The sequence below is a fragment of the Desulfovibrio sp. genome, from assembly GCF_047607245.1.
In the GTDB taxonomy this organism is placed as follows: domain Bacteria; phylum Desulfobacterota; class Desulfovibrionia; order Desulfovibrionales; family Desulfovibrionaceae; genus Desulfovibrio.
On sequence record NZ_JASGDK010000151.1, the window covers coordinates 1 to 13726 of the forward strand.

At 57.9% G+C, this 13726-nt stretch carries 13 protein-coding genes; 8 read left to right on the forward strand and 5 right to left on the reverse strand.

Annotation, left to right across the window (positions count from 1 at the left end; all coding sequences use genetic code 11):
- The 6 genes from QM579_RS11645 to QM579_RS11670 form a co-directional block, all read left to right on the forward strand.
- The coding region (locus tag QM579_RS11645) for a DUF805 domain-containing protein (RefSeq protein WP_414999309.1) at positions 1 to 535 on the forward strand (535 nt) is incomplete at its 5' end.
- Between the two features lie 113 nt (positions 536 to 648).
- A complete protein-coding gene (locus QM579_RS11650; protein ID WP_414999310.1) occupies positions 649 to 1728 on the forward strand; it encodes an iron-containing alcohol dehydrogenase family protein in 1080 nt (359 codons plus the stop codon).
- Between the two features lie 29 nt (positions 1729 to 1757).
- Complete coding sequence (locus QM579_RS11655; RefSeq protein ID WP_414999311.1) at positions 1758 to 1925, forward strand: hypothetical protein; 168 nt, start codon at positions 1758 to 1760, stop codon at positions 1923 to 1925.
- A gap of 182 nt (positions 1926 to 2107) precedes the next feature.
- Positions 2108 to 3295 (forward strand): DegT/DnrJ/EryC1/StrS family aminotransferase, encoded by a 1188-nt coding sequence (locus tag QM579_RS11660; protein ID WP_414999312.1) that lies wholly within the window; start codon positions 2108 to 2110, stop codon positions 3293 to 3295.
- 354 nt (positions 3296 to 3649) lie between these two features.
- Entirely contained in the window at positions 3650 to 5293 is a 1644-nt protein-coding gene (locus tag QM579_RS11665) for a cytidylyltransferase domain-containing protein (RefSeq protein ID WP_414999313.1), read from the forward strand.
- Positions 5294 to 5527: 234 nt separating this feature from the next.
- The gene (locus QM579_RS11670; protein ID WP_414999314.1) at positions 5528 to 6235 is read left to right on the forward strand and encodes a cytidylyltransferase domain-containing protein; all 708 of its coding nucleotides are present in this window, start codon (positions 5528 to 5530) and stop codon (positions 6233 to 6235) included.
- 387 nt (positions 6236 to 6622) lie between these two features.
- On the opposite strand, the gene purN is transcribed toward QM579_RS11670, so the two are convergent.
- The 5 genes from purN to QM579_RS11695 all read right to left on the reverse strand — a co-directional run bounded on the left by purN (position 6623) and on the right by QM579_RS11695 (position 11188).
- Positions 6623 to 7297, reverse strand: coding sequence for a phosphoribosylglycinamide formyltransferase (gene purN / locus QM579_RS11675; RefSeq protein WP_414999315.1), 675 nt, complete (start codon positions 7295 to 7297; stop codon positions 6623 to 6625).
- 211 nt (positions 7298 to 7508) lie between these two features.
- Positions 7509 to 9029: a uroporphyrinogen-III C-methyltransferase gene (gene cobA / locus QM579_RS11680; protein WP_414999321.1), complete on the reverse strand. Its 1521-nt coding sequence runs from the start codon at positions 9027 to 9029 to the stop codon at positions 7509 to 7511.
- A 2-nt stretch (positions 9030 to 9031) separates the two neighbouring features.
- The gene (locus tag QM579_RS11685) at positions 9032 to 10537 is read right to left on the reverse strand and encodes a leucyl aminopeptidase (RefSeq protein WP_414999316.1); all 1506 of its coding nucleotides are present in this window, start codon (positions 10535 to 10537) and stop codon (positions 9032 to 9034) included.
- A 14-nt stretch (positions 10538 to 10551) separates the two neighbouring features.
- Positions 10552 to 10764 carry a hypothetical protein gene (locus tag QM579_RS11690; RefSeq protein ID WP_414999317.1) on the reverse strand — a complete coding sequence of 71 codons (213 nt, stop codon included), beginning with the start codon at positions 10762 to 10764 and terminating at the stop codon, positions 10552 to 10554.
- A gap of 7 nt (positions 10765 to 10771) precedes the next feature.
- Entirely contained in the window at positions 10772 to 11188 is a 417-nt protein-coding gene (locus QM579_RS11695; protein ID WP_414999318.1) for a winged helix-turn-helix transcriptional regulator, read from the reverse strand.
- Between the two features lie 131 nt (positions 11189 to 11319).
- On the opposite strand from QM579_RS11695, the gene QM579_RS11700 reads away from it, so the two are divergent.
- Together QM579_RS11700 and hemW are read left to right on the forward strand one after the other, a co-directional pair.
- Positions 11320 to 11916 carry a flavodoxin family protein gene (locus tag QM579_RS11700; RefSeq protein ID WP_414999319.1) on the forward strand — a complete coding sequence of 199 codons (597 nt, stop codon included), beginning with the start codon at positions 11320 to 11322 and terminating at the stop codon, positions 11914 to 11916.
- A gap of 280 nt (positions 11917 to 12196) precedes the next feature.
- Complete coding sequence (gene hemW, locus QM579_RS11705) at positions 12197 to 13615, forward strand: radical SAM family heme chaperone HemW (RefSeq protein WP_414999320.1); 1419 nt, start codon at positions 12197 to 12199, stop codon at positions 13613 to 13615.
- Positions 13616 to 13726: the final 111 nt, after the last annotated feature.

Genomic DNA, 13726 nt, shown 5'->3' on the forward strand with positions numbered 1-13726 from the left:
GTCAGAGTTCTGGTGGTTCGTGCTCTTCGGCGCCATCGTCAATTCGTGCCTGGGGCTTTTCACCAATGCGTCTCCTGAAACAGGCATGCTGACAAGCGGTATTGTGAGCCTTGTGCTGCTTTTGCCGCACTTTGCGGTGACTGCCCGCCGTTTGCACGACGCGAACCTTTCCGGCTGGATTCAGCTGGCTCCTATGGGCCTGGCCCTGCTTGGCGGGCTTGCCCTGCATCTTGACTTTGGCACATCTGCGTATATGTGCATTATGTTGGCTGGCCTGACCGGGCTGGGGCTTCTCATTCTTTACGCCCGCAGGGGCACGGTGGGGCCCAACCGCTTTGGCCCCGACCCGCTGGAAGGCGAATCCGCCGCCCCTGAAGCGCCCGGCCGCAGTGCTTCTGCGGGCACTGGCAGTGGCGGCAACAACGATAATGGATGGGCAAAACTGGCCTCAACTCCCGCCGGAGAGCAGGCCAAAGGCAAGAACGCCTCCGGCATGCAGCCGGGGCAGCGAGCCGTGCCGGATAAAAGAGACTGATCCGCATTTTAACCCCGCTGGTCCGCCTTGGAGGCCGCTTTTCAGCGGCTCTTGCAAGACCTGCGGGTATAGCGTATGGCCCGGAAATCCTATGCCATACTGTGAGGGCAACTATGTTCCGTAATGCAAAAAATGTCGGTTATTATATGATTGGTCAGGGCAGCCTGAGCCAGCTTGGCGATCTTCTGGCTGTGCGCCGCAAGGCTGTGGCTGGTCCCGCCGTCTTTTTTCTGGATAGTTTTTTTGAAGGCAAAGATCTGGCGGACAAACTGCCCGTGGAAAGCCGCGATATGGTGCTTTATGTCGACACCACCAGCGAACCCACTACGGACAGCGTGGACGGCTGCACCGATCAGGTGAAGGCCTTTTTGAAAGGTGCTGAACCCTGCGCCCTGGTCGCTCTTGGCGGCGGCTGTGTGCTTGATACCTGCAAGTGCGTCGGCAATCTGCTCAACAATCCCGGCAAGGCCGAAAACTATCAGGGCTGGGAGCTGGTCAAAAATCCCGCGCCCTACAAAATCGCGGTTCCCACGCTGTCGGGCACAGGGTCCGAAACGTCGCGTACGGGCATCATCTGCAATGAGGAAAAGAACATCAAGCTTGGCATGAACAGTGACTTCACAATGTTCGACCAAGTGCTGATGGACCCCGACCTCACGGCCAGCGTGCCCCGCAACCAGTATTTTTACACGGGCATCGACACCTACATGCACTGCTTCGAGAGCATCACCGGTTCTTACCGCAACGTGGTGGTGGACTCCCTTGCTGAAAAAGCCATTGATCTCTGCAAGCAGATTTTTCTCTCGCAGGACATGATGAGCGAAGAAAACCGCGAAAAGATGATGATCGCCTCCTACCTGGGCGGCATGGCTGCCGGCTTTGTGGGCGTGGTACATCCCATTTCCGCAGGCCTCAGCATGGTGCTGCACATGCGCCACGGCATAGCCAACTGCTATTCCCTGTCAGTGCAGGAAGACATCTATCCCGAGCATTACAAAGAATTCATGACCATGATGGAACGTCAGGGCATTGATCTGCCCAAGGGTATCTGCCAGGGCCTCACCGACGCCCAGTACGATGCGCTCTACGGTGCCAGCATTGTGCATGAAAAGCCGCTTTCCAACCGTCTTGGCCCTGACTTCAAGAACATCCTCACCAAGGAAAACGTCATCGAACGTTTCAAAAGGATGTAACTGCGGCCTCTAGCCCGAACAATACTGTCATGAACTGTCGGCGGCATGGGGCAAAACCCAGCCGCCGTCAGGCACTTTCAGGCCACCGCCGTGCGGCGGTTCCTGCCTGTAACAAGCTGACAGCCTTTGTGGATTTGCACGGTCTGCCCTGCCAGTACCACCACGGTGAAGGCGCTTCGCCTCTGGCAGGTTTTTAAGGAAACGCTGATTTATTCCGGTTGCCTGCGTTGCTTCACTTTTTTTGAAACAGTCGGGGACGGAAGAGTCCACCCCTGCTTCAAAAAAAGATCGCGCCTTGCCAAACGAAATAACTGCGCGTTTTCAGGAGGCTCTTTAATCAGTGCTTCCTTAAGTGTAAAACTCCATAGTGAGGAGTCTCATGGATATTAAAGTCAACTTCAGCGGCCGCGCCATCCGGTATACCGAGGACGAAATCGCCGTTGTGGTCGAGGCCATGCGCAATGCAGATCCCCTGACCCAGGGGCACTATATGCGCCAGTTTGAAAGCAAGTTCGCAGACTATCAGGGCGTGGCTCAGGGAACGTGCTTCACTACCATGAACGGTTGCTCCGCGCTGGAACTTTCAGCCCAGCTCTGCATGTTCAATGAAGGTGACGAGGTGGTCATTCCCTCGCACACCTTCACTGCCTCGGCTTATCCCTACGTCAAAAAGGGCGCAAAGCTTGTATGGGCCGATGTTGATCTGCACAGCCGTGTGGTCACGGCTGAGAGCATTGAGCGCGTGCTCACTCCCCGTACCAAGGCTGTTGTGGTTGTGCATCTGTACGGCTATGTGGCGGACATGCCCGCCATTGCCGCCCTGTGCAAAGAACGCGGCCTGATTCTTATTGAAGACGCGGCCCAGGCCATCGGCGCGGAGATCGGCGGCGTCAAGGCCGGAGCCTTTGGCGATATGGCCATCTTCTCTTTCCATTCGCACAAAAACCTCACCACGTTGGGCGAGGGCGGCATGCTCTACGTGCGCGACCCCAAGCTTGCGGCTATGGTGCCCACGCTGCGCCACAATGGCCACTGCGGTTTCGATTTTGAGCGTCCGGATTACTGGAAGCCCGCTATGGGCAATGTGGACATGCCCTTTATTGATGGCCGCATGGTGCAGCCCAACAACTACTGCCTGGGTGAAGTGGAATGCGCCCTTGGGGCCAAACTGCTGGAGCGCATTGACGAAATCAACGACCAGAAGCGTGCGCGCGCTCTTGCCTTCATTGACGCACTGAAGGATTTTCCCGAGCTGGAGTTCCACCGCGAAGACAGCCGCCGCCACAACTATCACCTGCTGGCGGCCCGCATGACTTCCGGCGTTGATGCCCGTGACCGCTTCATGCGCGCTATGTTCAACGAAAAGGGCGTCAAGTGCGTGGTGCAGTACATTCCGCTGGACAGGTATGATTACTACCGCCGTCTGGGCATGGGCGAAGCCAGCTGCCCCAATGCGGATCTGTTCTTTGATACGATGATCTCTTTTCCCTTCCAGCACTGGCTGACGGAAGAAGAATTTACCTATATGCTGGCGTCCACACGCGAAGTGCTGGCGCAAATCCGTTAGGCGGCATCTTTGCTGCTGACGTGCCACATGTACCAGATGTGCCAGTCGTGCCAGATATGATGGCGTTGCCAGGGGTGCGCCTATGTGCCAGCCCCTGGCAACGCCTTTGTTTTTTGAAAAAGCAGGCGCGCTCAGAGCTTTTTACGTTGAAAAACTAATGCCGCACAGCAGCACAAGAGGACAACGCGCTGCAACGCGATGTAGATTCAGCCGGAATTGCATCTTTCGGCACAATGGCAACAGGCAAATGTTGTACATTTTAAAGTGAATCTGCTCTGAAGCATCCGGACGTTCCAAACGAACAGGCCATTTTGAAGAAGATTCTTGAAAAGGCCTGTCACAGAAGGGTTTACCGTGAAAGAACGCTGTATCGTTATTCCCGCCATCAAGAAAAATGCCGTTATTCCTGACCAGCTTGTAAAAAAACTGGCAGGGGTAACGCTCGTGCAGCGGGCCATCAATACAGCGCGGGGCGTCTTGTCCGGCGAGGACATTGTGGTGCTCACCGACAGTCAGGAGATTTCCCTTATCTGCGAGCGCGCGGGCGTGGGCTTTCGCCGTCATGAAGATCTGCGCTTCACCACACTGGATATTGTCAGCGAAATGCGGGTGCTGCTGGAAGAGCTGGCGCAAGAGTACGAGCATTGCATCATTTTGCGGGCCTCTTGCCCCTTGCTGACCTGGGTGGACGTTGAAGACGCCTGGAAAAAATACCGTGAGGCCGACGCCGACAGTCTTGTGACTGTCAAAAATGTGCGTCAGCGCATCTGGAACATGCACGGCGAAGGTCTTGAAGGCCTGCTGGATGATGACGCCGCCACCGATGAAGAAAAAACTCTGGTTGTGGAAAGCCGCGCCCTTATAATGATGCGCCTGTCGTGCCTTCAGAAATCCCGCGAAAAAGGGCGGGGGCGTATTATCCCCTATTTCCTCAATGACAGGGCCATCGAAATTCAGGGATACCAGGACTGGTGGATATGCGAACGCCTGCTTGAGCGGCGGCATGTGGTCTTTGTGGTGGCAGGCTGGCCCGCCATCGGTATGGGGCACGTGTTTCGGGCGCTTATGCTGGCGCACGAAATAACCAACCACCGGGTAAGTTTCGTCTGCACCCGTGAAAGCGAACTGGCTGTAGAAAGCATAGCCCGCAAAGATTACAAGATCGTGCGCCAGGGGACGGAAGACCTTGCCGACACTGTGCTTGCCCTGCGCCCCGACCTTGTAATCAACGATATTCTCAATACCACCACGGCCTATATGAAGCGGCTCACAACCGCAGGTGTGCGCTGCGTAAATTTTGAAGACGAAGGGCCGGGAGCTCCGCTGGCGCGCCTTGTGGTCAATGCCCTGTATGAAGGCAAAACTACGGAAAATCTTTGCTGCGGGCCGGAATACTTCTGTCTGCGTGACGAGTTCGTGAACGCGGAACGCAATCCCTTTCGGCCAGAAGTCAAAACCGTGCTCATCACTTTTGGCGGCACAGATCAGCACGACTGTTCGCGCCGGGTGCTGGACATCATTGAACCCATTTGCCGGGCTTACGAAATCGCCATCCGTGTGGTGGCCGGGCCGGGCTATGCCCACAAAGAGGCGATGGAAGCGCATCTTGAAAAGCTCGATAATCCCTTGGTCACGTTTACCTGGGCCACCAATGTCATGAGCCGCATGATGGAAGGGGCGGATCTTGCCATCTGTTCCGCCGGGCGCACGGTTTACGAACTGGCCCATATGTGTGTGCCAGCGCTGGTACTGGCCACGCATGAGCGCGAGGCGCGGCATACCTTTGCCCGCCCACGTCACGGCTTTGCATTTGTGGGCATTATGGATCGTGTGGGCGACGGCAGAATACGCAACACATTTCTGGCCATGCTGAAAAATCCCCGCCGCGAGCGCTTCTGGCGGCGGCAAGACAGGCTGGACTTCACGGTCAACAAGGGCCGTGTGGTGCGGCGCATGTTGGGGCTTTTGAACGAGCGGCCCCAAGGAACCGAGCGGTAGGGGCTGTTTCAAGATACTTCAGGCCGCCGTTACAGATTTCACGCCGCCGGGGCTGGTGCAAGGCCAAGGGCTGTTTTTTATCACGGTGAGCATCGGCGAAAACCTCGGCAAAATTTCCGTGCTGCCAACGCGCGGTACTGCACAGTCTGCATCAAGCGGGGCGTGACAACACCGTTGCCGCCTTTCTGCATATCAGAAATGACAGCGGTACTACACCGCTGAAAGGAAGTATTCATGTCCAGTAATGGCAAGGTTGTCGCCATTGTTCAGGCCCGTCTGGGTTCCAGCCGCCTGCCCTTGAAATCTCTGCTCTGCCTGCGCGATTTGCCGGTTATCGACTGGGTCGCCCGCCGCCTTGCCGCCTCTGCGCGGCTGGATTCCATCATGGTGGCTGTGCCGGATACACCGCTGGATATGGTTTTGCTTGAACACCTGCGCCGTCGTGGCGTGCCCTGCATGGCCGGGCCGGAAGACGACGTGCTGGCGCGGTTCTGTCAGGCTGCCAAACTGGCTGATGCCGGGCTTGTGGTGCGCGTGTGCGCGGATAATCCGCTGATCTGGGGCGGAGCCGTGGACAGGCTGGTGGATTTTTACCGTCAGGGCAACTGGGACTACGCCTATAACCATATTCCCCGCAAGAACCTCTGGCCCGACGGCCTGGGGGCTGAAATCCTTTCGCGCGAACTGCTTGATGCACTGGACAGCAAGGCTGTTCAGCCCTCGCAGCGCGAACACTGCCTGAATTACATCTGGGACAACGCCGCTGATTATCGCATTGGCACTTTTGACCCTGAGGAAGACTGGCTGCGCCGTCCTGATTTGCGGCTGGACATGGACAGGCCTGACGATTTTCGCCGTCTGGCACTTTTGCCCATTACGCCGGATATGGACGCACGGGCCATTGTTGACGTGTGCGGCGCGGCATGTGGTGAAGAAAGCTGAAAGCTCGTCGTTTTCCCCATTGGCGAAGCAATATGCAAAAGGCTCCCCGGCAATGCCAGGGAGCCTTTTGCTGTAAGACGGGATTTGCCCTCTGGTGTGGCGGCAAGCCACTCGTACTACACACCGGGCTTTGTAACGCGTGGTGTCGCGCCGTCAAAACAGCCAGCGCTTTTCAACCGTAATAGGTAGAGAAGCCTTAGCGCGAAGATTTACCTTGAGACTTTGATATATAGAAAGACGCTGTTTGTGTCCCCTGCCAATTACAGTGAAGGCACTCAGTAATCTTGTTGGAGTCGAATAGGAGTTCTAGAGGGAGGGGGGTGTGGGAGAGGAGACCCTTGTGCAAAAGGGTCCCTTCCCCACAAAATAATTCAAAGCAAAAAATCTCTAAAATCCTTCTTCCAGCGGCGGCCACACGAGCCAGGGGCCGTCAGGCGTAACAGTCTTTGCCTTGCTGGGGGCCACATGCACTTCACGGCCCCACACATTTATGCGGTTTTGGGCAAACCACTGGATAGCCTGCGGGTAAATGCGGTGCTCCATAGCGTGAATGCGCTGCATGAGGTCGTCGACCTCTTCATCGGGATTCACGGGCACGGCGGCCTGAATGATAACCGGGCCGCTGTCCATCTTTTCTTCCACAAAATGTACGGTGCAGCCGGATATTTTGACGCCGTATTCGCAGGCGTCGGCCCCGCCGTGCACGCCGGGAAAGCTCGGCAGCAGGGCTGGGTGAATGTTGATGACCCGGCCTGAAAAAGCGTCCAGAAAGGCCGTGCTCAGCATGCGCATGTACCCGGCCAGCACAACAAGCTGCGTGCCGTGCTCCTGAAGGGTCTGCACCACCGCACGGTCGTAGCTTTCACGGTCGGCAAATTCCTTGTGGTCCAGCACCACACATGTGACGCCCGCCTTGCGTGCCCGCTCGATAACGCCCGCGCCGGGGCGGTTGCAAACGATACAGCAGATGTTCACGTCAAGAACGCCGGCAGCGGCCTTGTCTATCATGGCCTGAGCGTTGGAGCCGCTGCCCGAGGCCAGTATGGCGATATTCAGTGGCATGAGATTTCCGTTTTATTAGAGCTTTTTTATGCGGGGCCGCTGCCTTCGTGAATCTGCTCTGCTGAATCCTCTTTGGAGTCAGGAGGATCCCTGTGGCAAACTTAAGCAAAATAATCGGTTAGGATGTGAGTATGGGGAGGATACCCTTTTACAAAAGGGCTCCTTCCCCACAAGGTATTTTTCCGTACATCAAAGCCAGCCCGGGTGCGGGCTACGCTTTGGCAAAATGCTCCTGCAAGGCCACAACCAGGGCAGGAATGGTGTATTCCGCTGGCTGGATATGGCAGGGCAGACCGTTGGCCGTCAAAGTGTCAGCCGTAATGGGGCCGATGGCCGCAAGCTGCACTTCAGGATGGGCCTTGAGCTCGTCTGCCGGAATAAGAGAGAGAAAGTTCTCTACCGTGGATGAAGACCCGAAGGTCACGCAGTCCAGCGTGCCAGCCTTGATGCGTTCCAGCACTTCGTCCTTGCGATGGGCGGCGGGCACGGTTTCGTAGGCGGTGATAACGTCCACAACGGCTCCGGCCTTGCGCAGTTCGTCGGGCAGCACTTCACGGGCCTTGGCCGCGCGGGGCAAAAGAAAACGCTTGCCGCTCACGTTGCCGTTTTCGCGGTTCACAAGGCCGTCAAGCACGCCTTCGGCCACATAGCGTTCAGGAATGAAGTCGGGCGTGATACCGCGCTGCAACAGAGCTTCGGCAGTGGCGGGGCCGATGGCGGCCACCTTGCAACTGCCCAGAGCGCGGCTGTCCTTGCCTGCTTCGGCCAGACGCTGCCAGAAATGGCGTACGCCGTTGACCGAGGTGAAGATCACCCAATGGTAGTCGGCCAGTTTGGCAAGGGCTGCGTCCAGTTCCGCATAGTCGGCCATAGGGCTGATTTCAATGGTGGGGCACTGAATAACCTCTGCACCCAGTTCCGCAAGGCTGGCGGCAAGGCCGCTGGCCTGTTCACGGGCGCGGGTAACCACAACGCTGCGGCCCATGAGGGGCTTTTGCTCAAACCAGTTGAGGGTCTTGTGCAGGCTCGCCACCTTGCCCACCAGAATGACCGAGGGGTTGGTGAATTTGGCTTCGATGGCAGCGGCGGGCAGTTCGGCCAGCGTGGATACGAGGCTGCGCTGGCGGGGCGTGGTACCACGGTAGATAAGGGCTGCCGGAGTATCCGGGGCCATGCCAGCGTCCAGCAGGTTACGGGCAATGTCGGGCAGGTTTTTCATGCCCATGACGAAAACCAGTGTGGATGCGCTGGCTGCCAGTGCGGGCCAGTTGTGCACGGAACCGGGCTTGTCGGGATTTTCGTGCCCTGTGATGATGGTGACGGAAGACGCAAAGTCGCGGTGGGTCAGAGGAATACCCGCATACGCCGGGGCCGCAATGGTGCTGCTGATGCCGGGCACTTCTTCAAAGGGGACCCCGGCGGCCACCAGCTCTTCGGCTTCTTCACCGCCGCGTCCAAAGATATAGGGGTCGCCGCCCTTCAGGCGGGCCACAATTTTGCCTTCCTTGGCCTTGCGCACCAGCAGGGCGTTTATTTGATCCTGCGGCAGGGCATGGTTGCCCGCCACCTTGCCCACATAGATTTTTTCAGCATGGGGGCTGGCGTGGTTGAGCAGGCTGTCGTTGGCAAGAGCGTCGTACACCACCACATCGGCGGCAGCCAGAGCGTCACGCCCCTTAAGGGTCAGCAGGCCCGGATCACCGGGGCCAGCACCAATCAGATACACCTTCATCATTACTGAACGCCTCCCCGGGCCAGTTCAAGCAGCGTGCGTGCGCCAAAGGCAGAAGGCCCGGCGGGACACAGGGGGGTGGGTTTGGAGGCCCAGTCAACCCCGGCAATATCCAGATGCGCCCAGCGTACACCTTCCTGAATGAAGTGCTGCAAAAAGAGCGCGGCGTTGATGGCTCCGCCTTCACGCGGGCCCATGTGGCAAATGTCGGCCACTTCGCTTTTCAACTGTTCGGCATAGGGCTTCCACAGGGGCAGGGACCAGTATTCTTCACCGCACGCGCCCCCTGCGGCGCGGATGCGCTCGCTGAGGTCTTCGTCATCGCTGAAAAGACCGGCAATCTGCGTGCCCAGCGCCACAGCGCAGGCTCCTGTAAGGGTGGCAATGTCCACCAGCGCGGCGGGGGTCCAGGTTTTCTGGGCGTAGGCCAGGGCGTCGCACAGGGCAAGACGGCCTTCGGCGTCGGTGTTCTGGATTTCCACGGTGTCGCCATTGGCAGCAGTGACAACATCACCGGGGCGCATAGCGCGGCCACCGGGCATGTTTTCAGCGCAGGCCAAGAGGCCGATAACCCGGCGGGGGGCTTCTTCCTGCGCCAGAGCGGCCACGGCGGCCAGCACGGTGGCTGCGCCTGTCATGTCGGCTTTCATCTGGTGCATATTGGCAGCGGGCTTGAGGCTGATGCCGCCAGTGTCAAAAGTGATGCCCTTGCCCACAAGAATAAGGGGCTTGTCCTGCTCATGACCTGCGGGGGCGTGCTCAAGAATGACAAGGCGGGGCGGACGGCCCGATCCCTGCCCGACAGCCATCAGGCAACCCATGCCTTCTTTTTCCAGCTCATGCTCGTCGAGCACCGTGCAGGCAAAGCCCTGCTGGCGGGCCAGCTCCTGAGCGCGTTCGGCCAGCTTTTCAGGGTAGAGCAGGTTGGGCGGTGTGCTGGAAAGATCGCGCGCCAGGCTCACGGCCCAGGCGGCATTTTCGCCACGGCGGGCAGCGGCGTGGGAGGCGTCGGGCACTTCTTCGCCGTCAAAGCCCAGCGCCAGCCATTGTGGGTCGGCAGGTTCGTCTTTGTCGGCCTTTTTCAGGGCCGTAAAGCGGTACAGGGCCAATTGGGCCGCGCACACGCATTCTTCCACCAGGCGCTCACGGCCGCCAGGCAGACGGGCGAGGGCCGGTTCGGGCAGCAAGATGGAGGCATAGCCTTTCTGGCGGCACAGCTGCACGGCAGCGGCAATGGCCTTGCGGATGCCTGCTGTGTCCACTTTTTCTCTGGGGCCAAGGCCCACGGCGAGAACGCGGGGCACGGAAAGGTCGGGGTGACCGTGCATAAGGGCAAGCTCGCCAGCTTTGCCCTTGAAGTCGCGCAGGGCAGGAGCGATAGCCAGCCAGGGAGCGGCCTTGTCTATCTGGGGGCAAACTTCTGTCAGGACTTCATCCTGACAAACAGGGGCCAGCATGACTTCGCCCTTCCACTGTTCCGGGCCAAGATTTTGAAAGCGTATATCCATGTGCTGCGTTCTCCTCATATATGCCGCTTGCGTGCGTTGGGCGGCAGGCATTTTACCGTATGTGCGGCGGCCTGTCCGGGTAGGGGAATATACGCTGCCCCGGCCTTTTTGCCAAGGGCGCGGGGCGACAGACCGGGCCATGCCGCCGGGGTTGCCGTCCTGACTGGGACCGCGCGGAAATCAGCGCCTGTTGCTGGGGCAAGGCCAGTAGTGGCGGCTGCGATCATGCTGTGTTTATGGCGCGCCTGTACCGCTTTTGGGAGCTGACGCTATGCGGGCTTGCATTTTTTCATCATAACCGTCCCCCCAGTCTCGTAGCGAGTTCATGATGGGGATAAGCGATACACCCGCTTCTGTCAGTGAGTATTCCACACGCGGGGGTACAGTGCCGTATACTTTTCTGTGAACAATGCCGTCCTGCTCAAGCTCGCGCAACTGCTTTACCAGCATGCGCTCGCTTACTTCGGGCAGGCAGCGGCGCAGTTCGCCATAGCGCAAGACAGGACGCCCGGCGAGAAAATATATGATAAGGAGCTTCCATTTGCCGCCAATAAGATCAAGGGTAAGCTCAAAGCCGCAGCGGTAGGGTTTGTTTCCCAGAACTTTAACCTTACAGGCGTCAGGGCAGGTATCGGGATTTGCATCGGGCATAGCAGCGCCTCCGTTTGGCGAAACCAAGTCTACTATATTTTTTGTTAGTATATGATTTTTTAATCAGTACTTGCAAGCAAGCATGAAAGGGATACTATCTGAGCATTATTCAATCCGCAAGGAGCATCACTATGAAAGCACTGGCCCTTAATGGCAGCCCCAGAAAAAATGGAAATACCGCGGTATTGCTGGAAAAGGTTTTGTCACCACTGAAAGAGGCGGGGTGGGAAACCGAACTTGTGCAGATAGGCGGCAAGAAGATTCAAGGGTGTAGAGGCTGTTTGAAATGTGCAGAAAAGCAGGATAGCCGCTGTGTGTTTGACAACGACATCCTTAACGGTGTTCTGGAGAAGATGCTTGCGGCAGATGCTATGATTCTGGGCACGCCCTGCTACTTTACCGATATGAGCGCCGAACTGAAGGCTCTGGTTGACCGCGCCGGATATGTGGCCTTTGTCAATGGCGGCCTGTTTCAGGGCAAGATAGGGGCCGCCGTGGTAGCTGCTGGCAGCGGTGGGGCAACGCACGCCTTTGACAGCATCAATCATCTGTTCCTCATGTCGCGTATGCTTGTTCCGGGGTCTGTATTCTGGAATATGGGGTACGGCAGGGCTGAGAAGGAAGTGCTGAGTGACGAGCGCGCGATGGAAAACATGCACCATCTTGGCCGCACCATCGCATGGCTTGGCAAGGCTATTACACCGCATATGGCGAGTTTTCCTGCCTAGACAATGCTGTCATGAGCGTCTTTACAGCTATTGTTGCGTAGAACTTCTCCCTTTATTTCGGGCGAATGCCGCTGGAGTATATTTTCTGCATAATACGCAAGGCGCGTCCATAACTTCAAGCTTGATAAAGCGTTCAAGACCCGCCGTGCAGCGTTCAGGCCGCAGGCGGGTCTTGTCATGCAAGCTCTGTACAGGCATGGTGGGGCACGGTCTTTGCAATTATTGGGCAAGCAATGTTTTGCCGTATCGGCCGCGCCATTATTCTGTCACTGGAAAAAGTATGCTCGTATATATACACGTTCCCTTCTGTACCACGCGCTGCCGTTATTGCGCCTTTTACTCCAATCCCCTCGGGCGCGGGGTGGACCCAGCATCATCCCCCGTGGTGCGGGACTATGTAGATACCCTGTTTATGGAGCTGGCCCACTGGGGCGACCGTCTTGGCGGAAGCACAGTGCAGACGGTATTTTTCGGGGGCGGTACGCCAAGCCTGCTGCCGCCGCGTATTATAGGCCTCATTATGGAGCGTATTGGCCGCTACTTCAAACTGGCGCACAAAGCCGAGGTGACCCTTGAGGCCAATCCCGAATCACTGCGGGGCGGGCATCGTGTGACCCAGTACCTTGATGCGGGAATCAACCGCCTTTCCATCGGCATTCAGAGCCTGGACGAAAGCATGTTGCGCATGCTGGGCCGTCCGCACAAGGCGCAGGACAGTATGCACGCCGCCTTTCTGGCGCGTGAGGCGGGCTGCGCCAATATCAACGTGGACCTCATGTGGGGGCTGCCGGGGCAAAGCGTGCGCCAGTGGCTGCAAACCCTCAAGGACGTCATGCGTATGAGCCCTGACCACATATCCGCCTACGGCCTGACCATTGAGCCGGGCACGCCACTGGAGCTGGATGTGGAGGACGGACGCCTGATACTGCCGCCGGAACGCGACCAGAACATCATGTTTATGGAAGGCGCGGCCCTGTTGGAGCAGCACGGCTATATGCACTACGAAATTTCAAATTTCGCCCGTATGGGCTTTCAGTGCCGCCACAATATGGGATACTGGGAAGGCGAGGATTATCTGGGCATCGGGCCTTCGGCCACATCGACCATCGCGGGACGGCGCTGGACCAATCCGGCCAGCCAGAAGGCATGGGACTCACGCACCCGTGATGGCAGCCTGGGCCAGGAAGTGGAAGAACTTGATCCGCAGACCCGAGTGCTCGAGCTGCTCATGCTGCGCCTGCGAACGGCAAGGGGCTTGCGGGTAAAGGCTTACCGGGAAATGACTGGGCGCGATTTTGTGCGCGACCATCAGCGTCTTGTGCAGGCCCTGCACGAAAACGGGCTTATTCGCATACGCAACGGCTACCTGCGCCTGACCCGCAGCGGCATGCTTGTATCCAATTCCATTTTGAGCAATTTGTTTGCGCGAACGCGTGAGGTACTCAAGCAGGGGCTCGCGCCCGGCGCTAAGCCTGACGTCAACCCGGCAGCGGGCATAGGTTCGGGCAGCCTTGGCGAGGCCGTACTGGCCGAAGAAGCAGCTGGGCAGATGATTGGATCGTTTGGCGGCAGTGCGGCGGATCAAACGGATGCAGCGGACGCGGCAGAAAATATTGTTGTTCCTGCCGGGCCTTTGGGACGCAAAAGAACCACGGGCCGGAACACGGAAATACGCCCGGTGCAGTGGCCCAAAGCCTGAGGCAATTTGACCTTGGCTGTGCAGCGTTAGGTACTGTTTTTAAATAATTCTTTTGCCCAACTGGCTGCGTCAAAAGGCCATTTTTTACTCCAGTCATGTACCATAAAAGTA

Bases quoted from the DNA above. Each gene is read 5' to 3' on its own strand.
- QM579_RS11650 (WP_414999310.1), top strand. From the start codon at position 649: ATGTTCCGTAATGCAAAAAATGTCGGTTATTATATGATTGGTCAGGGC.
- QM579_RS11655 (WP_414999311.1), top strand. From the start codon at position 1,758: ATGAACTGTCGGCGGCATGGGGCAAAACCCAGCCGCCGTCAGGCACTT.
- QM579_RS11660 (WP_414999312.1), top strand. From the start codon at position 2,108: ATGGATATTAAAGTCAACTTCAGCGGCCGCGCCATCCGGTATACCGAG.
- QM579_RS11670 (WP_414999314.1), top strand. From the start codon at position 5,528: ATGTCCAGTAATGGCAAGGTTGTCGCCATTGTTCAGGCCCGTCTGGGT.
- purN (WP_414999315.1), bottom strand. From the start codon at position 7,297: ATGCCACTGAATATCGCCATACTGGCCTCGGGCAGCGGCTCCAACGCT.
- cobA (WP_414999321.1), bottom strand. From the start codon at position 9,029: ATGAAGGTGTATCTGATTGGTGCTGGCCCCGGTGATCCGGGCCTGCTG.
- QM579_RS11685 (WP_414999316.1), bottom strand. From the start codon at position 10,537: ATGGATATACGCTTTCAAAATCTTGGCCCGGAACAGTGGAAGGGCGAA.
- QM579_RS11690 (WP_414999317.1), bottom strand. From the start codon at position 10,764: ATGATCGCAGCCGCCACTACTGGCCTTGCCCCAGCAACAGGCGCTGAT.
- QM579_RS11695 (WP_414999318.1), bottom strand. From the start codon at position 11,188: ATGCCCGATGCAAATCCCGATACCTGCCCTGACGCCTGTAAGGTTAAA.
- QM579_RS11700 (WP_414999319.1), top strand. From the start codon at position 11,320: ATGAAAGCACTGGCCCTTAATGGCAGCCCCAGAAAAAATGGAAATACC.
- hemW (WP_414999320.1), top strand. From the start codon at position 12,197: ATGCTCGTATATATACACGTTCCCTTCTGTACCACGCGCTGCCGTTAT.